Source organism: Exiguobacterium sp. EF_C8 (assembly GCF_054956715.1).
Map to the genome: position 1 here is coordinate 2,578,965 of NZ_CM143264.1, position 16,783 is coordinate 2,595,747.

19 protein-coding genes and 1 other annotated feature (1 of these 20 running past the window's edge) are annotated in these 16,783 nt (G+C 45.6%); of the genes, 8 read left to right on the top strand and 11 right to left on the bottom strand.

The genetic code is table 11. The features are described from left to right. Nucleotides 1–73: 73 nt before the first annotated feature. Nucleotides 74–637 carry a ribosome hibernation-promoting factor, HPF/YfiA family gene (gene hpf, locus ACY2IG_RS13685; protein WP_035410035.1) on the bottom strand — a complete coding sequence of 188 codons (564 nt, stop codon included), beginning with the start codon at nt 635–637 and terminating at the stop codon, nt 74–76. Nucleotides 638–916: 279 nt separating this feature from the next. Next, complete coding sequence (locus ACY2IG_RS13690) at nt 917–1,117, bottom strand: cold shock domain-containing protein (RefSeq protein WP_023469248.1); 201 nt, start codon at nt 1,115–1,117, stop codon at nt 917–919. Nucleotides 1,118–1,367: 250 nt separating this feature from the next. Here ACY2IG_RS13690 and ACY2IG_RS13695 point away from each other — a divergent pair, with 250 nt between their 5' ends. The 8 genes from ACY2IG_RS13695 (at nt 1,368) to ACY2IG_RS13730 (ending at nt 8,379) form a co-directional block, all read left to right on the top strand. Then, a complete protein-coding gene (locus tag ACY2IG_RS13695) occupies nt 1,368–1,874 on the top strand; it encodes a competence protein ComK (RefSeq protein WP_462618029.1) in 507 nt (168 codons plus the stop codon). A gap of 108 nt (nt 1,875–1,982) precedes the next feature. Continuing rightward, nucleotides 1,983–3,839, top strand: coding sequence for a hypothetical protein (locus ACY2IG_RS13700; protein WP_462618030.1), 1,857 nt, complete (start codon nt 1,983–1,985; stop codon nt 3,837–3,839). A 14-nt stretch (nt 3,840–3,853) separates the two neighbouring features. Next, nucleotides 3,854–4,144 carry an EscU/YscU/HrcU family type III secretion system export apparatus switch protein gene (locus ACY2IG_RS13705; RefSeq protein ID WP_462618031.1) on the top strand — a complete coding sequence of 97 codons (291 nt, stop codon included), beginning with the start codon at nt 3,854–3,856 and terminating at the stop codon, nt 4,142–4,144. Further along, the gene (locus ACY2IG_RS13710; RefSeq protein WP_214852487.1) at nt 4,141–4,533 is read left to right on the top strand and encodes a flagellar export chaperone FliS; all 393 of its coding nucleotides are present in this window, start codon (nt 4,141–4,143) and stop codon (nt 4,531–4,533) included. The genes ACY2IG_RS13705 and ACY2IG_RS13710 overlap by 4 nt, the downstream gene beginning before the upstream one ends. Further along, on the top strand, nt 4,530–5,411 hold the full coding sequence (locus tag ACY2IG_RS13715; protein WP_462618032.1) for a flagellin N-terminal helical domain-containing protein: 882 nt from the start codon (nt 4,530–4,532) through the stop codon (nt 5,409–5,411). The genes ACY2IG_RS13710 and ACY2IG_RS13715 overlap by 4 nt, the downstream gene beginning before the upstream one ends. 13 nt (nt 5,412–5,424) lie before the next feature. Then, the gene (locus tag ACY2IG_RS13720) at nt 5,425–5,865 is read left to right on the top strand and encodes a YaaR family protein (RefSeq protein ID WP_462618033.1); all 441 of its coding nucleotides are present in this window, start codon (nt 5,425–5,427) and stop codon (nt 5,863–5,865) included. Between the two features lie 24 nt (nt 5,866–5,889). Next, entirely contained in the window at nt 5,890–6,552 is a 663-nt protein-coding gene (locus ACY2IG_RS13725) for a DUF2225 domain-containing protein (RefSeq protein WP_462618034.1), read from the top strand. A gap of 87 nt (nt 6,553–6,639) precedes the next feature. Continuing rightward, complete coding sequence (locus ACY2IG_RS13730) at nt 6,640–8,379, top strand: diguanylate cyclase domain-containing protein (protein WP_462618035.1); 1,740 nt, start codon at nt 6,640–6,642, stop codon at nt 8,377–8,379. Between the two features lie 49 nt (nt 8,380–8,428). Here the strand turns inward: ACY2IG_RS13730 and ACY2IG_RS13735 are convergent, their stop codons facing one another. From ACY2IG_RS13735 to ACY2IG_RS13775, 9 genes are all read right to left on the bottom strand, one after another. Next, nucleotides 8,429–8,605 carry a hypothetical protein gene (locus ACY2IG_RS13735; RefSeq protein WP_169738097.1) on the bottom strand — a complete coding sequence of 59 codons (177 nt, stop codon included), beginning with the start codon at nt 8,603–8,605 and terminating at the stop codon, nt 8,429–8,431. A gap of 27 nt (nt 8,606–8,632) precedes the next feature. Then, a complete protein-coding gene (locus tag ACY2IG_RS13740; protein ID WP_462618036.1) occupies nt 8,633–8,986 on the bottom strand; it encodes a hypothetical protein in 354 nt (117 codons plus the stop codon). Continuing rightward, nucleotides 8,983–9,351: a flagellar export chaperone FliS gene (gene fliS, locus ACY2IG_RS13745; RefSeq protein ID WP_056063022.1), complete on the bottom strand. Its 369-nt coding sequence runs from the start codon at nt 9,349–9,351 to the stop codon at nt 8,983–8,985. The genes ACY2IG_RS13740 and fliS overlap by 4 nt, the downstream gene beginning before the upstream one ends. Nucleotides 9,352–9,366: 15 nt before the next feature. Beyond that, nucleotides 9,367–10,938 (bottom strand): flagellar filament capping protein FliD, encoded by a 1,572-nt coding sequence (fliD, locus tag ACY2IG_RS13750; RefSeq protein WP_462618037.1) that lies wholly within the window; start codon nt 10,936–10,938, stop codon nt 9,367–9,369. Between the two features lie 17 nt (nt 10,939–10,955). After that, the gene (locus tag ACY2IG_RS13755) at nt 10,956–11,300 is read right to left on the bottom strand and encodes a flagellar protein FlaG (protein WP_082478690.1); all 345 of its coding nucleotides are present in this window, start codon (nt 11,298–11,300) and stop codon (nt 10,956–10,958) included. A gap of 25 nt (nt 11,301–11,325) precedes the next feature. Continuing rightward, nucleotides 11,326–12,537, bottom strand: coding sequence for a flagellin lysine-N-methylase (gene fliB, locus ACY2IG_RS13760; protein WP_462618038.1), 1,212 nt, complete (start codon nt 12,535–12,537; stop codon nt 11,326–11,328). Nucleotides 12,538–12,638: 101 nt separating this feature from the next. Further along, a complete protein-coding gene (locus ACY2IG_RS13765) occupies nt 12,639–13,472 on the bottom strand; it encodes a flagellin N-terminal helical domain-containing protein (protein WP_462618039.1) in 834 nt (277 codons plus the stop codon). 215 nt (nt 13,473–13,687) lie between these two features. Next, nucleotides 13,688–14,971, bottom strand: a complete 1,284-nt coding sequence (locus tag ACY2IG_RS13770; RefSeq protein WP_462618040.1) for a methyl-accepting chemotaxis protein — start codon at nt 14,969–14,971, stop codon at nt 13,688–13,690. 164 nt (nt 14,972–15,135) lie between these two features. Beyond that, the gene (locus tag ACY2IG_RS13775) at nt 15,136–16,644 is read right to left on the bottom strand and encodes a peptide ABC transporter substrate-binding protein (protein ID WP_462618041.1); all 1,509 of its coding nucleotides are present in this window, start codon (nt 16,642–16,644) and stop codon (nt 15,136–15,138) included. Between the two features lie 95 nt (nt 16,645–16,739). Then, nucleotides 16,740–16,783 (bottom strand) — a binding site (T-box leader) (it continues 193 nt past the right edge of the window).

Sequence of the window (16,783 nt, forward strand, 5' to 3'; positions counted from 1 at the left end):
ACCTTGTTTAGAAATAGTTTTCCATCATATCAAAAAGGGACTCGCCCGTAAGAGCGAATCCCTGTTGCATTCATTATTCTGGTTCAATCAAACCGTAACGACCATCCTTACGACGGTAGACGACGTTCGTGTTGCCCGTTTCTGCGTCTGAGAAGACGAAGAATGCGTGTCCGAGCATGTCCATCTGAAGAATCGCTTCTTCCGTGTCCATTGGTTTGAGTGTGAAACGCTTCGTCCGAACGAGTTCGAGTTCTGCCTCGTCCTCTTCATAGACTGGCGCTTCCGCTTCCGGTCCTTCGAGCGTTTTGAAGTACTCTCCGATGCCGCCTTCTTTAGCGCGCCCTCTCCGGTTCAATTTCGTTTTGTGTTTCCGGATCTGACGTTCGAGCTTATCGACGACGAGGTCGATTGCTGCATACATATCGCCATTGACATCCTCAGCACGGAGCAAGAGGTTTGGCATTGGAATCGTCACTTCGACTTTTTGCTTCTCATTGTTGACTTTGAGATTGACATAAGCCGTTTGCGCTTCCGTAGGAGTTGTAAAATAACGAGTTAACTTTTCAAGCTTTTTCTCGACGTAATCCTTGAGAGCATCTGTGACGTCCAAGTTTTCACCGCGAATGTTGTAGATCATGTAAACTCCTCCTTAAGTAACCGGTTGAACCTATGAATTCGAGATGCTCCAGTCGTTCCCTTCTGAATATTCGAAATTCTTTGGTTCGTTTTTATTATAGCACGATAAGTGAAGGAAGACCATGAGAACAATGACATTCTCATGAACGTTCGCTACTGTTCTTAGCGTACGATAATATTGAAGCATGTTGATGTTAACGTATATACCCGTTTTATTCGAACTCAAAACAAAAACCGCTTTTAGGCGAATAGCCTAAAAACGGTGGCGGCTGCTATTGGATTAGATCTTTGAAACGTTCGCAGCTTGTGGACCACGATCGCCTTCAACGATTTCAAATTCCACTTCTTCGCCTTCTTCAAGTGATTTATAACCATCGACTTGAATCGCTGAGAAGTGTACGAATACGTCTTTCGCGTCAGACGTTTCGATGAATCCATAACCTTTTTCAGCATTAAACCATTTTACTTTACCTTGTTCCATTCGAATTCACGTTCCCTTCGCAAACCAGAGTTCGAGAGCAAGCTCTCTACGGCTTAGTCTATCAAAAGAAGGAATTATTGACAATTAAAAATTCTGATTAATTTGAATTCTAATTTTAAAAAAAACAATACCCCTATTTATTGCTGTATGTTTTAAAAAATGACATTGTCATGACAGTTGTATTATTGTATTATATCGTTAGTAATTACCTATTTTATCCATTGTCCTATCTTAAGGAGGATGTAGTCGAATGCGACCATTCCATAATGACGAAAAGTATCGAATCACGAAACGAACGGTGGCGATTCTCCCGTGCTACGACATGATGAAGCAATCCATCATCGTACTCGAGGATGGCTCGACCATCATGACCCCGCTTCGGCCTTATCAACTACTGCAGCTTTCCTGCAGGCAATACAACAGTTCCATCGAGGAACGCATCGTGACAGCAAAACGTGTCGCATCCGTAAAAGGAAAAGTCCCCGTCGTCATTGAACCGGCACTCGGCCTCGTGTTTTTCCCAACCAAATCACCGAAACGTGATGATTGCGAGTGGTACGCTTGGAGCCACATGTCCGAAGTCATCGAGGAAGACGGACAGACGAAGCTCAAGACTCGTAATGGCATGATCCTTCCCGTAAACGCCTCTCCTTACATCGTCCGCAACCAAATGAAAGCAACTGGCGAGCTGATGGCTCGTTATCAACAATTGAACGCGATGACATTAGAGGAACGCTTTAATGCAATCAAATCTTAAAGAGTAACCGTAAAAAAATCAGGGTTGGGCGATGAATTCGCTCAATCCTTTTTGGTTTCTGCCGATATATAATGAGATGACAGTTTTAAAAAACAAGGAGGCTTCTCGATGAACATCCAATTGAATCCGGCACGTCCGGCACAATCCCCTGGTCAGACGCCGCTTTCGGAGACGAAGACCTATAAAGGAACGGTCCTTGAGCAGACTGGTCCGCATACGGCTCTCGTCCAGGTCGGTCAGGATAAGATCGAGATGACCTTCACAGGCGACGTTCCGACAGGTGATTTCCAGTTCAAGGTCAAAGGACAGACAGCAGAAGGTTACCTGATTGAACAACTGACACCAGCGACACCAGATGATGCGGAAACGCCACCTGTCCTGTCTGTTCCATCAAATGTCAATCCCGCTTTGCTTGAAGGTGTACCGGCTGAACTGAAGCAAGCCGTCGCGAAGTTACTCGCAAGCGGTCAATTGCCACAGACACCGGAAATCGTCGCCCAGCTCGTGACGGCACTGCAAGGAACGTACAAGGACTTAGCACTCGAACTCGTATCGCGACCGGATACAGCACTGCCCGTTGACGCCGACGTCTTGATCGCAAGTCTCCTTGCGACGACGGAAGACTATCCGGACGTCCTGCCGGAACGGGACGCCTTAAAGGAGCAGCCGACGTTTGAAAAAGCCGTTGCGCTTGATGTCGCCCGTGTGACGCTACCGACGCAACGCGATATCGAGACAGCGTCATCTCTGCATATCCGGCAATACATTGAACACGTACCAGCAGAGAAACGCCCGGTACTCGTCGCAACGCTCGAACAAGGCGAGATCGAGACGGTCCGTAAACAACTGGCGCCCTATTTCCCGCAAGCGCCACTCGAGCCGAAGACGAGCGTTCGTGAGCAATTGATCGGTCTGACGGCACGGGCAAGTCAATCGGAACCAGTAACAGGGCAACCGGCACCGGTCCGCTCTGCCTTGACGCTCGTCCGCGAAGTGACACCACGGCTTGCTGAGATCACGAATGATTTCAAGAGCCAACAGCGAACGATCGTCTCCCAACTTCGCCAGATTGAACCACTCGTCGAGACACGTCCGGTCCAGATGGTCGCCGTCATCGAGAGTACGGCGCAACGCTTAAAACAAGTCTTCCAGCAAACGGATGCTTTGTTACATACCTCGATGAAGGATGAAAAACAGCTAGTCCACTTTTTATCGAAACTCGAACGGGGTGCGGAACTGGCGTTACTCGGACGTGGAACAGAGGCAAAAGCCGTCTTACAGGAAGTCCGGGTTGCGTTTGAAGCCTTCCGCTATGCGCCAGCAAACGTTCGTCCGACTTACTTACCGGAGATGCAGGGACTACTGCCACAAGCGCCATCGTTACCAGCACAGACCGCAACAAAAGCCGTTCCATATGAGCCGCAACAGAACAGTCCACGTCTCTTGCAGGAGACCGTCCAAAAGACGCTTCAGCTCCAGACGGCGGAACTGAAACTGAGTACGCCGGCAGCAAATCCGGAAGCTGCCAAATTGCAGACGTTCCTTGCAGCACAACAGCAAGTTAATAAACCGGACAGTCAGCAACAGTTGAACCAAATTTTGCTAGCGCTACCGGTCCAACTCGTCGAAGCAACGGCGGGACTACACGTCCACTTACAAAATAAACGGCCGGACGAAGTGATCGACTGGGAAAACAACACGTTGTACGTCCAGCTCAATACGCCACGCCTCGGGGAGATCGGTGTCCGGGTCGAGACCGTCAACCGAAAGATGCAGATCACGATCGAAAACGATCATCCGGTCCTTGAGCAACTGGCAACACCGTTCCTCGACCGAACGACGGATGCCTTACAAGCGACTGGTTACCAAGACGTCCGGATCCAGTTCCGTCCGTTCACGCGCGAGCAAGTGACGGAGACCGTCAAGCAAGACGAAACACCACGTGGCTATGACTACCGTATCTAAAAGGAGAGACCAATATGTATCAGAAAATCGACTTAACCGGACGCAAGACTGCTGCCGTCCTTCGCTACGATGAAGCATCCGGTCAAGCACCGGTCGTCGTCGCTCGGGCTAGTGGTCAAGCCGCCGATCGAATCCTGCAAGAAGCACGGGCGAACGGGGTCGCGATCGAACACGATACGTCACTGCTCGGTCACTTACTCGATCTTGATCTCGGGACAGCAATTCCCCCGCAACTATACGACGTGATGGCAGAACTGCTCTTACTGATCGAAGAACTCGACAATGCGAAAGTACGACAAACATGACAGAACAAGAACTCTACGCGATGACCCCGCAACAGCTGACGGAAGTGATGTTGACGGGACTCGTCCTTCAATACGATCGCGCCATTCTCGCACGTGATACGAATCGCTTTGACGAGGTCAACGAACGCTTACAAAAAGCCTATCAGTTACTCGACAAATTGCAGGCGGGGTTACACGACGACGGTGGCATCATCACGGCACAACTGGACGCGCTCTACCACTATCTTGCTGAGCAAACGTTACAGGTCTATATGACACCAGCCGTTCTCGACGAGCTACTCGAACTGGTAGAAGACTTACGCGTCACCTGGCAAGCGGCACAGACCGTCGATCGACCACTCGTGCGCGCCGCACATCATCAACGATACGAAGGGATGGAATACGAATGAGAATCACGAATAACGTCCAAGCCTTGAAGGCTTACCGCAACCTCAGCATCAACCAGACGAACGTCAAGACGACGATGGATAAACTGTCGAGCGGTCAGAAAATCAACCGGGGCGCGGATGATGCAGCCGGTCTCGCGATTTCAGAGAAAATGCGCAATCGCTTGAAGGCACTTGATAAAGCGGAACAGAACGTCCTCGATGGCGTCTCAATGATCCAAACGGCTGAAGGTGGTTTGAGTGAGACGCACAACCTGTTGCAACGGATGCGGGAACTGGCCGTTCAAGCTGGGAACGAAACACTTGCAAAAGAAGACCGATTAGCTATCCAAAGTGAGATAACGGCTCTTACAAATGAAGTTTCACGTATCTCAAAAACGACGCAATTCAATGGAAAAGAATTATTAAGTGGGAAATTCAAGAATACTAATAATGCAATATTCATCCAGACAAACGCGGGGGCAAACGAAGGGATTTCGATTACAATTGCGGATATGAGATCATCAGCACTCGGGATAAGTACTAAAACAAAACCAAATGTTGACGTCCCACCTCTTAACCCTAACGTCACTGAATATGCACTAAGTGTCATGACAAGCGCTGACGCAAATAAGGTAATTAGTCAATATACAAAAGCAATTGATAAGGTGTCTTTACAACGGGCACAACTCGGGGCGATCCAGAACCGATTCGAAGCAACGTCGTCCGTCCTCAGTGTCAGCGTCGAAAACTTGACGGCGTCGGAATCACGAATTCGCGACACCGATATGGCGCGTGAGATGATGGAATATGCGAAGTACAATATCCTTAACCAATCCGGGATGGCGATGATTGCTCAAGCAAACGCCCTACCGCAAGGCGTCTTACAATTACTCAACTAAGGAGGCAAACCTGATGGATATCCGCCGCATCCAAGAAACGCAACGACTCCAGTCCTTAAAAGGCGGTCCCCGTGAAGTCGAGGCATCGACGACGTTCTCTACCTTGATGCAGGAGAAACGGGACCACAAAGGTTACGAGCGCCTGCAACAGAAGCTCGCGCTCGTCGAAGAACACGGTCAATTGCTAGCTGAGAGTCAGACGATCGAACATCTCGAGAGCTACAAAGAAAAGATCAAGGACTTCTTAAAAGATGCCCTCGACCAATCACAACAACTCGAAGAGAAGCGCGGCTTTAATCGTCGTGGTCGGACGAAGATTTATAAAGTCGTCGAGCAAGTCGACGCAAAACTCCTTCAGTTGACGGATACGGTCATCTCTGGCGAATCTCGCCGACTCGATATCCTCGACCAAGTCGGCGAGATCAAAGGAATGCTCGTCAACGTCTTCGTTTAATTCAAATTAGAGGAGTTCTCCTACATGCCAGCCTTATATCTTAAAAAATGTACCTGCCCCTATTGCTTGAAAACGACCGAGACGAAACGTGTCCTGTCGCGACATATCCGTGTTGCCTCGACCGACTTTGATGGCTTCATCCGCCATCAAGGTGTCAACGTCTATCTTTATGAACCGGTCCAGTGTAACCATTGTCGGTTCTTCTTCCATGAGTCGTTTGGAAAGTTGTCGCCGGACGTTCGGGCGACCCTGCAAGATCATATCCTGCCGACGCTGCCTGTCTTACCGTTCGCTAGCACGGAGCGGACGATCGAACAGGCAATCCAGCTCTATAAACTCTGTCTCTACACGGCTCAAGTGACGGAGCAAAAGCCAGCAATCCAAGCGATGCTCGGCGTTCGTCTGTCCTGGTTGTACCGCTTGACCGGTCAACAAGACGAAGAACAACTTTGGGCGAGCCGAGCGATTGAGAAGTATGTCTCGCTTTACGAAAATTACACATCCGTTAAAGAAAGTGGTATTCCAGAAGATGTTCTATGGCTTCGGATTGCTGATTTATATGCTGTGACAAAAGACAAAGAACATGCCCGTTTATGGTACAGCCGTTTGTTCCAAAGTCAAACGGCGACCGATAAAATCAAAAATGACGCACGGACTCACTGGGAATGGGTGCAAGAGCAGGACTGATCCTTGTTCGTCAATAGACGCAACAAGAATTTTTTTCACCGCTCGTCGAAAAGAGCCAACACACTGTTTCAGGAAAGGAGGTCCGCAATGCGACCGACGTTACCGATTCTTTATTTACTGATCACCTATGGGCTGATGGTACTTGTCAGCGGAACAGCGTTCGTTCCGCTGGTCGCTGTTCTTGCGACGCTACTTGCTGTGACGTTCGTCGCGATTCAAGCCAGGCGTTGGTTCTTCCCGAAGCACCCGGAACGCTCGGTCGGCATCGCGATTCTCTTATTCGCAAGTGGTCTTTGGATCAACTTTATCCTGACCTTCTTCCCGCACCCGCCGGAAGTCGACTCTGTTGCCAATTTGACACTGACCGCCTTTCTGGTTCTGACCGCCATCTCCTTTGCCCGATTAATCGACTGGTCTTCGATTCGTCATGCACGGCTACTCTATATTGATGGTGTACTCTTATTCGGGATGGTCTTCGTCTTTGGTTATACGGTCATCCTACGACACTTACCAACGTTCGCCCGCTCTGACATCGAATTCGTCGCCATGCTTGGCTACGCGATCAGTTTCATTGCGCAGTTGTTCTTCTTTTTGATTTTGTATGCGACAGGACTTCGTGGATCGGCACACAGACGACTGATTCTGGCGATGATGCTATTCATCTTGGCGAACTTCGGTTATTATACGTTCTTCGTTCGTGGTGAGTTGACGTTCGCTGCTTGCTTCTTCCCGCTTTATGCGGTCAGTTTGTTGGAGCTAGCTGTCTACTTCAAGGACGTGCCACCGAAACACCCGGCACGCGATCGGCTCGGAAGACCGTATTTGCCGTACATCAGTCTGCTCGTTCTGTTGACGGGCATCACATTCCTCCCGATGGCGCAGGATGTTTACTTCCCGACGCTAATCATCTTGTTCTCGTTGTTTATGTTCCGGCAATTTTTCTCTGAACGTCTCAATCGCCAGTTACTAACGGAACTCGAGACGTTCGAAGTCGATTTGACACACCGGATCGACCGCCATACAACGCAACTCGAACTAAGGAAGGAAGAGTATCGCCGCCTGTTCCTCGCCCACCCACAACCGATCATTCGTTTCGACGGCAATGGGCATGAGAAAGCGATGAATCCGGCAGCGGAACGTTACTTCCCGCACGGATATGTTCCCGATGCCTTAGTGCATCAGTTGATTGCGGCATTCCTAAAGCTTGAGACTGGTGAAAAACAATTGCTAATGCGCCCCGTCGACGGACGGACGTTCGAAGTGACGTTGATTCCGATTCCGGGTGAAGCGGATTTGTACGTCATCCTGTCCGATTTGACGGAAGCCTTATCGCAAGAAAAGTGGCTTCAAGAGCTAGGCTATCACGACGCCTTAACAGCACTCCCGAATCGTCGTTACTTCGAGGATCATCTTGGAGCACAGCTCGCAACCTTAACCGAAGGATCACTTCTATTCATCGACCTCGACGGCTTTAAGCAAATCAATGACCACTACTGGCATGACGCCGGAGACTACGTCTTGCAGGAAACAGCACGTCGCTTGCAGCTTGATTTAACGCAGGATGATTTAGCGGCACGCCTCGGTGGTGACGAGTTCATCGTTTTCCTCGCTCGCAGCCGTGCGGAGACGATCACCTACGCTGAGAACGTCCTCCTTCGCTTGAACGATCCGTTCTTCTTTGACGCAACGGCGATGCAGGTTACGCCGTCAATCGGAATTGCCCGTTATCCTGAAGATGGACGGACGACGAGTCTATTATTGATTCGCGCTGACGAAGCGATGTACACCGTCAAGCAGGAAGAGAAGAACGCGTATCGCTTTAAATGAACGGCAAAATGCCCCGTCCAAACAAATGGACAGGGCATTTTTCATGAGCTTACGACTCACGACGATATTTTTCTTCTTCATAGGCATCTGGTGCATCGGAGACAGGGCGTTCGAACTCTTCCCATGATTCCGATTCGACGTCCGGTTCAATGAACTGATCGTACGAGCCGTCCGATTGGAAATACGGCTGCGGTACGGGACGCTTCTTGTCTTCCCGCTTGGTCACGAAAGACCCCTCCCTCACACAAGAAAGTTACTGACGAGAATCAAAATACGGTGAAAAACTATGATCGACTTCCTCGTACGGATCGATGTACGATTTACGACTCGTTTGCGTCTGACGCAACTGACTGATTTGTACCCCTAATTTAGCCGTTTCCGCTGATAATTTCAAGTCGATTTTCCGACTATCAGCGACGAGTTCTTGAATGACGGCTTGATTGGCACCAGCAAGCAGATTCGAATGCGCCGCGATGAATGCTTCCCGTTCGTTCAGCAGACCTTGAATTTTCTCAATCCATTCGTCATACGTCTCTTCATTCGGCGTTTGATCAAGTAATTCAATCAGTCGTTTTGTCTTCAAGCGAAGCGGATCGAGCGGACTCATCGTTGCCGCGCGAGTTTCATCGCTTCTTTCCACGTCTCGCGGAATTCTTCGGCAAAACCGATGACTTCGTCGATTGCAACCAAATCATTTTTGACGTTAGCATCAATCAAGCGTGTTTGCATATAGTCATAAAGACTGTTCAAGTCTTTTGATAGGGCAATCGATTGATTGAGCGTTAATTGCAATTCCGTAATGATCGCTTGCGCTTTTTGGATATTCGTATTTTTTTGTTCGATCATCTTCTGCTCAATTGCTCGTTTTGCAAGCATCGAGAATTTGATCAATCCTTCGTATAACATCAACGTTAAATCTTGAGGTAACGCCGTCGTTACCGAGTTCGTCTGATACGTCGCATAAGGGTTCATCGCGTTTCCTCCTTTTTATTGTCCTTGTCCAAGATAACCAGCAAGCGTCGCCGACTGACTGTTTGCTTGATTCATCGCCTGTTCCATTGCCGCGAATCGCCGATAGTAACTGTCTTCTTTTCGTTTTAGCTTGTCTTCCCATGACAGCATACTCTTATCGAGATCAGCTAGTGATTTTCCAAGTCGATAGGTCGTCGCAATCGCTCCGTCACGCCCGGCGACTCCAGAAATCTTATCGCGAAGCGTCGTTGCGAAGCCTTGAATTTGTCGGACAAACCCATCTAGTCCATTGGAATTCGGAATCGTATTTCCTTGGGCATCTTTCGTCGGTTCCGGGGCGTCAGCTGTAAACAATTTATAGATGCCTTCCGGCTGTTCTTCAAGCATCTTCTTCAGTTTCGCTTCATCGATTTTCAACTTCCCGCCGTCACGAAATTCACTCGTTGAAGTGATACCAATTTGCGACATGTACTGGAGTTGGATCGTATCCGTACCTGACGTATATGAGTAACCCGTATCAATTTTCGACGAAATCACACTACGGAACTGATTAAGTCCATCTTGCAAGTAGCTATCGTTCTTCAGAATCCCACTCATCGCTTTTTCTTCCCATTTTTTTACTTCGTCTTCACTCAATTCTTTACGTTGCGCATCCGTCAACGGTTGATATTCGCGATATTTCTCTTCACGAATCTTTTTGTTCATCTTATCGATGACGTCGTTATATTTATCGACGAAATTCTTGATTGATTCAAAGTTTTTTTGTGTATCAAGCGTCGTATTAATAGTCGTCGTTGTCGTCGTGACGTTATTTAAAGTGATTGTCAGACCGTTCTGAGTGAACGTATTCGTCGTTTGTTCGAGTTGTTGTCCACCAATCGTGTATTTCGCGTTCTGTCCTTCACGACCGAACGTTCCATCCTGCGAATTGATCTTTGCGGTATTATTCGAAGCATCGAAGATGGAGATATCGACACCTGCGGGATTTAAATTACCGGTACTCGTTTTCGTTAAGACAAGTTTCCCCGTCAAATCATTGAAGACGGCGTTCATCCCGAGACTTGTTTTACCATTGATTGCTGCTGTTAAGTCAGAAATCTTTTGTGTTGCGTCAAGCTTCAACGTCTCCGTCACCGCTTGACCTGTCGCATCGAAGGTATTGATCTGCACATTAATTTTCCCGTCCGCGTCCTTCGTGAACAATCCACTTTCTTCGAGTGTCGCAGCACTCTTTTTTCCGCTTGCTGCAACGAGTGTTACCGATGCAGCACTCGCAAGTTGCTCAATCTTATCAATCGTTACACTACCGGCCGGTGCTCCCGGACTTGCCGTTACCGTCAATGCAGTCGGATTCGAGCTCATGACTGTCTTTGATTGATAGTTCTTAGATAACAGCATATCGCTTGCTGCTGTTCGAAATTCAAGTAAAGAACGATTTATTTCACGGTACGCATCTCGCTCCCAAGTTAGTATCTGCTTTTTTTGAGAAAGTCGATCAACGGGTAAACGCTCAGCTTGCATTAGTTTTTTTATCATCGCCTCTGTGTCAATACCACTTGCTAGACCACTCAAACGAATTGAGGTCATTATAGCCACCTCTTTATCTATATTTTTTTATTTATTAATTGATTAAATTCCATAAATTCGGCAAAAAAGTCCAATTCTTTTTTACTTGGAATTTCTTGAATTACATTATTATCAAAATCAACTAATTGAATATAGTATTCATTTAATTTTTCGTGCTTTACAAATCTCAAATCTGTATGTTGTTTTTCTAACTTTATATTAGCTACTTTTATAAAATCCTCTAATTCATTATCTCCTGATGAATTTAATTTCACTTGGTTCTTTGGCTCATTTTCTTTTTCTATACTATTAACGTTTGTATTAGAAAAATTATTATTTAAACTGATAACGCTCGATAAATTTTTATTAATCTCAAGAGACATTTTTCCTCCACCTCAATTGATATAGTTAATTTTTTATTAAAAGCGTTACATATTGAAATTTAATCATGTCTGAATCTCTCATTTTCTTTAGTACATCAATAAAATAAAAAGTGTTATGTTCAAATGTTTTTGAAAGTGATTGAATTAATTTAATAGTCATATCTTCATCAATTTTATTATGAAATGCCCCCATGCCTATCAAATGATTTTTTATCAAAAGAAAATGTGTGGTCAATTTAACAAAACTTTCATATGGTTTTTCAGCATCCATTGGAAAACAATTTTTGAAAACATAGTTAACTAAATAGTTTTCTAATATGTGTGAGTTTTTATTTATAAAAGGTTTATATATCTCATTAAATTTATTTTTATAATTTTTTATAACAACTTCTTCAGATACACCATTTTCTAGTAATAATCCCTTTTGCGTTTCGCTAGAGCATTCAAGATATCTTTTAGAAGATATATCAGCAGATAATCTCAACACTAGTAATTCTCTGAATAATTTCAATTGCAAGTCTTCTCTTTTATCAATGTTATTTAAATCATTTTTTATCTCTAAACTATCAACCATATTCAAAAATACACCAATAAAACTTGGTATTTTATGAATATTTTGATTATCTATATTTTCTTCAATCTCTTGCATTAGCATTCCAACTAAAATCAATCTTTCTTCAATTGTATATTCTCTTTTTTGTAATATATATACTGTAGAATATCTATATTCTTCGAATAAATCTTGCCAACTATAAATTGATTTTATGTTTGTTTTTATATTAGATGAAATTAACTTATTATCAGTTCTATCACCTTTTATCTTTTCAAATTTTATCCCTTCTGGATTGAGTAGTATTTTTCTTGCAGCTTCAGGACAAGAAACAGTCATTGATTTTTCAACAGTATTATTTATAGAATTAAATCGACGTGGGTACATTGAACAAGTGTTACTTAAATATTGTTCACCTAAATCAAGTTGTACACCACACAATTTATCTTCAGTTAAAAAGGTACAACTATTTCCTTTCATTTTGACATAACCGAAATCCGCTTCTGTGTTACTAGATAAATTTTTTTCAACACCACTATTAATTTTATTTTTTTTAGGAAGTTTTTTGTATTTTTTGAACGTTTTTTTATCAATTGGTACATTCCATCCTGCACAACAAGTGTCTTCACATAAAGATCCTATACAAGAGAACTCTTTATAGTAATCTGGAGCTAGTGTATTATCCATGATTAAAATCTCCTTTTTTTGTAAAATGAATATATTTATTTAAATACAAATAGGGAGGTTCGCCTCCCTATTTGTATTTATCTAATATATTCATTTTGTGTTTAACGAAGTAATTGTAAAACACCTTGTGGCTGCTGATTTGCTTGAGCTAACATAGCTTGTGCAGCTTGAGCAAGTATTGAGTTTTTAGTTTGGTTCATCATCTCTTTTGCCATATCAACGTCCCGAACACGCGATTCTGCAGCTGATAAATTTTCAGAAGAAGTTTGTAGATTTTTAATTGTGTGTTCTAAACGATTTTGTGCTGCACCCAAATAACTACGACCTGAAGATACTGATGCAATTTGGGAATCTAATGTAGCAATTGCAGATTCCGATTTTGTTTGAGTACTAATATCTGCAGCGGCTAAAGCTGTATTAACTGCTGTTAAATCAATACCAGCCGTATCTAATTTTAAATCAAACACCTGGTCTTTGTTTGCGCCAATGTGTAGTTTAACAACACCAGCTGTTCCAGCCGTTTTATCCAAAAGATTTTGAGTATTGAACTGTGTAGTAGATGAAATTCTTGCTACTTCTGTAGTTAATTGGTCAAACTCATCTTTTAATGCAGTTCTATCCGCAGCAACGTTTGTGTCAGAAGATGACTGTACTGCAAGCTCACGCTGACGTTGTAAAATGTCATGTACCTCATTTAAAGCACCTTCAGCAGTCTGAATCATAGAGATACCATCTTGTGAGTTTTTAGAAGCCATATCTAATCCACGAATTTGTCCACGCATTTTTTCAGAAATTGCAAGACCCGCAGCGTCGTCGCCTGCACGGTTAATACGTAAACCAGAGGCGAGCTTTTCCATCGATTTTGATTGAGCATTTGTTGCCGCTCCTAGTTGACGATGAGTGTTGAGAGCAGTAATGTTGTGATTGATAATCATTGTAATTTCCCTCCATAGGATCAATTTTTTGTCTCTTTGAAGATCCGTCTTCTCCGAGATGTGCCCCCTGGCCGGCCCAAGGGCGACACGGTGGATGAAGTCTATGACTGCCTCCACTCTATATATCGTCGTCCACTCGAAATGTTTAACAACTTTCTTCAAAAAAATGCAAAAAAAATCGTACATCCATGTCGGACGTACGATTTTCTAATAGTTTAGAAACGCGTTGCACCTGTCTCCTCTTGTAATTGTTCAGCAACTGCAACGAGCTCTTCCATCGCTCCGTTGACTTCCCCGAGCGATGCCGCCTGATGGCTTGATGCTTGCAAAACTTGTTCTGCGTGTTTCGATGCTTCCTCGACCATTGCAAGGATATTTGCTGTCGTTAAGCCAACTTGATCAATTTCTTGATCCGATTTGACCACAAGTTGATCAACCGATTTAACGCGTGAATAGACATTCTCCGTCGAATGATGAATCTCTTCAAACGATGATCCTGCTTGTTCTACGAGTCCGACACCTGTCGCGACTTCACTCTGAACATCCGTCATCGCGTTCGCTGTATCGTTGACGAGACGTTTGACGCCAGAAATCAAATCCGTGATTTCTTTTGCGGATGTCGCTGTTTGTTCTGCGAGTTTTTTGACTTCTGCTGCGACGACCGCAAATCCACGTCCTGCTTCACCTGCTCGTGCCGCTTCAATCGATGCATTCAAACTGAGTAAGTTCGTCTGTGCTGAAATGTCACTGATGACATCCGTAATCCGCGAGATCTCGCCTGTCATATCCGTCAAGCGACCGTTCAGTGTTGCTGACTGCTCCATCTTCTTCGAAATCATATGCATCGCTTCAACAGAATCTGTTGCGAGTGTTTTTCCGTTTTGGGCTTCTGTCTGCATGACCGTCGCTGATTTCAAGGCTTCGTTCATCTCTTTTGCGACTTCATCCATCGTCCGTTTAACGGCACCAAGGGCATCCATCGACAAGTACGCTTGATCGACGTTCTCGTTCATCTTCGCTGACAGCTCTGCCATCGCTGAACGAATACTCTCCCCTGACGCATTGCCTTCTTGGACTGCTGCTGCGATTTCTTGCGCGGACGCTGTCAGCTTATCGCTCGAGCTCCCCATCTGCGTCGCCTGTTTGCGGATATGTAGAACCATGACTTCGAGTTCGTGCATCAGTTGGTCGACTTCATCTCCGCGCTTCGCTTCCTCGAAATCGACGTTGAAGTTGCCGTTTGCGACTTCACGTGCCGTTTCTGTTGCTTTTTCGATCGCTTTGATCGGTTGACGTAGGATTAATTGTGTCAACGACGTTCCAATCAACGATAACAATAAGCCAATCCCTGCTCCGAACCAGATGGCGTTCGTATCCGCGACATCAAGTCCACGGTGGAGATAGAGCACGAGCTGAGCTGAGATGCCGCTCGTGATGACTGAGATCGCCAAGACCCAAAAGAATAACCGTACCTTCAAGTTGCTTCGTAATTTACGCATAACCGAAACTCCCTTTCCTGTATCTTCTTTCACCGTCCTCTCTATCGGTTTCTTTTGTAACCGTTTTAAGTCAGTTGACCCGATTTTCAAAAACGATTCCCAGTGAACTGACAAAAACACATCAAAAAGAGTGATGGATCAAATCTTCCATCACTCTCTTTTTCTTATTTCCGCTCAATCTCAACATACTTATATGAGATATCCGTACCGACATTGTGTCGTGCGAGATTTTTGACTTCCGTGTTTTGCAAGAAGGCATTCTTCCGTTGGTAGACCGGTGAGATCGCTTGATCGTCGAGCAACAAGCTTTCCGCTTTACTGAGTAAGGCGAGACGTTTGTCTTGATCGAGTTCACTTTCAGCCTGCTTCAAGAGACGGTCATACTGTTTGTTCGAATAATCCATCATGTTGAACGGGTTACCGGTCGTGAACAAGTTCAGGTATGTCGTTGCATCCTGATAGTCCGGAGCCCAGCTCGCGAGTGACAGGTCGTAGTCCCCTCGTTCTTCACGGGCGAGACGTTCTTTCTTCGGAAGTGACAACAGTTTAACGTCGACATTCTGCTTCTTCAACGCGCCTTGGATGTACTCCCCGATTTTTTTTGAGACATCGTCATCTTCGATCAACATCGTCAACTCAAGATTTTGCTTCGCCAGCACTTTGTTTGCCGCTGCTACATCATATGATGATTCGATTTGACGCGCACTATCGTATTTCGGATCAAGTTCTTGCGGTACGATGTAGTCCGCTGGCAGTGATCCGTTTCCAAGCAACGTTTCCGTCATCGCTTTTTTATCATATGCCGCGTCGATCGCTTGGCGTGTTTCTTTATCTTTCAAAGCATCTGTCTTTTCGTTCATCCGAATGAAGAACATCCGCGAATCGCTGAACGTGTTGTACTCTTTTTGATCCTTGTACGTCACGACGTTCTCCGAGTTGAGTGGCGCGACATCTAGTTCACCGGACTCAAACAAGTTGATCGCAAGCATCGGATCCTTGATGATTTTAACGTCGACTTCGTCGATCTTGACGTTCTTCCGGTCTGCGTATTCAGCGTTCTTCGCGAGCGTATAGCCTTGCTCGGCTTGATACTTCTTGAATGTGAATGGTCCGTTGTAAACGTTCGTCTTTGGATCCGTTCCGAACTGGTCGCCTTCTGCTTTGACGATATCTTCCCGGACTGGCATATATGTGCCGAACGTCGTCATGCTGAGGAAGTATGGCGTCGGACGTTTCAATTCGATCCGGAGCGTCTCGTCGTCGACCGCTGTCGTTTTTTCGACCGGCTCGAGCAAGTAAGCGAACGGTGAGTTCGTTTTGATGACACGCTCGAATGCATAACGGAAGTTCTCTGCTGTGACGGGCTTTCCGTCTGACCATTTCGCATTCGGGTCAAGCTTGAACGTATAGACTTTTCCGTCTTCAGACACACTATGTGATTTCGCTGCCGCCGGAACAAGTTCGTTGTTCGCGTCGAAGCGATAGAGTCCTTCGTAGATTTGGTTGAAGATGTTTGATGTGATGGCATCTGCCGGGTCAACCGACAAGAGATCGTAACTCTCCATCGTATGCAGGACCTTATTGTCCACTTGTTTATCTTCTGCTGGTTCTGTCGTTGCACATCCTGCGAGTAAAACTGCCGTGCTCGCCGCTGCGATCAATGTCTTTTTCATGTGTAGTGCCTCCTGAGAAATGTGATGAGCGTTGGATGATTCGGCATTTGACGTACAACAAAAGGCGTCCTCCATGCATAGCTAACAGCTAATGCATAGAGGACGCCTGTATCCGCGCGGTGCCACCTCTGATTGAGAC

Coding starts and splice junctions, on each gene's coding strand:
- ACY2IG_RS13720 (WP_462618033.1), top strand. CDS start 5,425: ATGGATATCCGCCGCATCCAAGAAACGCAACGACTCCAGTCCTTAAAA.
- ACY2IG_RS13755 (WP_082478690.1), bottom strand. CDS start 11,300: ATGTCTCTTGAGATTAATAAAAATTTATCGAGCGTTATCAGTTTAAAT.
- fliS (WP_056063022.1), bottom strand. CDS start 9,351: ATGAACCCTTATGCGACGTATCAGACGAACTCGGTAACGACGGCGTTA.
- ACY2IG_RS13765 (WP_462618039.1), bottom strand. CDS start 13,472: ATGATTATCAATCACAACATTACTGCTCTCAACACTCATCGTCAACTA.
- ACY2IG_RS13690 (WP_023469248.1), bottom strand. CDS start 1,117: ATGGAACAAGGTAAAGTAAAATGGTTTAATGCTGAAAAAGGTTATGGA.
- ACY2IG_RS13730 (WP_462618035.1), top strand. CDS start 6,640: ATGCGACCGACGTTACCGATTCTTTATTTACTGATCACCTATGGGCTG.
- ACY2IG_RS13695 (WP_462618029.1), top strand. CDS start 1,368: ATGCGACCATTCCATAATGACGAAAAGTATCGAATCACGAAACGAACG.
- fliB (WP_462618038.1), bottom strand. CDS start 12,537: ATGGATAATACACTAGCTCCAGATTACTATAAAGAGTTCTCTTGTATA.
- ACY2IG_RS13740 (WP_462618036.1), bottom strand. CDS start 8,986: ATGAGTCCGCTCGATCCGCTTCGCTTGAAGACAAAACGACTGATTGAA.
- ACY2IG_RS13725 (WP_462618034.1), top strand. CDS start 5,890: ATGCCAGCCTTATATCTTAAAAAATGTACCTGCCCCTATTGCTTGAAA.
- ACY2IG_RS13715 (WP_462618032.1), top strand. CDS start 4,530: ATGAGAATCACGAATAACGTCCAAGCCTTGAAGGCTTACCGCAACCTC.
- ACY2IG_RS13705 (WP_462618031.1), top strand. CDS start 3,854: ATGTATCAGAAAATCGACTTAACCGGACGCAAGACTGCTGCCGTCCTT.
- fliD (WP_462618037.1), bottom strand. CDS start 10,938: ATGACCTCAATTCGTTTGAGTGGTCTAGCAAGTGGTATTGACACAGAG.
- ACY2IG_RS13770 (WP_462618040.1), bottom strand. CDS start 14,971: ATGCGTAAATTACGAAGCAACTTGAAGGTACGGTTATTCTTTTGGGTC.
- ACY2IG_RS13775 (WP_462618041.1), bottom strand. CDS start 16,644: ATGAAAAAGACATTGATCGCAGCGGCGAGCACGGCAGTTTTACTCGCA.
- ACY2IG_RS13700 (WP_462618030.1), top strand. CDS start 1,983: ATGAACATCCAATTGAATCCGGCACGTCCGGCACAATCCCCTGGTCAG.
- hpf (WP_035410035.1), bottom strand. CDS start 637: ATGATCTACAACATTCGCGGTGAAAACTTGGACGTCACAGATGCTCTC.
- ACY2IG_RS13710 (WP_214852487.1), top strand. CDS start 4,141: ATGACAGAACAAGAACTCTACGCGATGACCCCGCAACAGCTGACGGAA.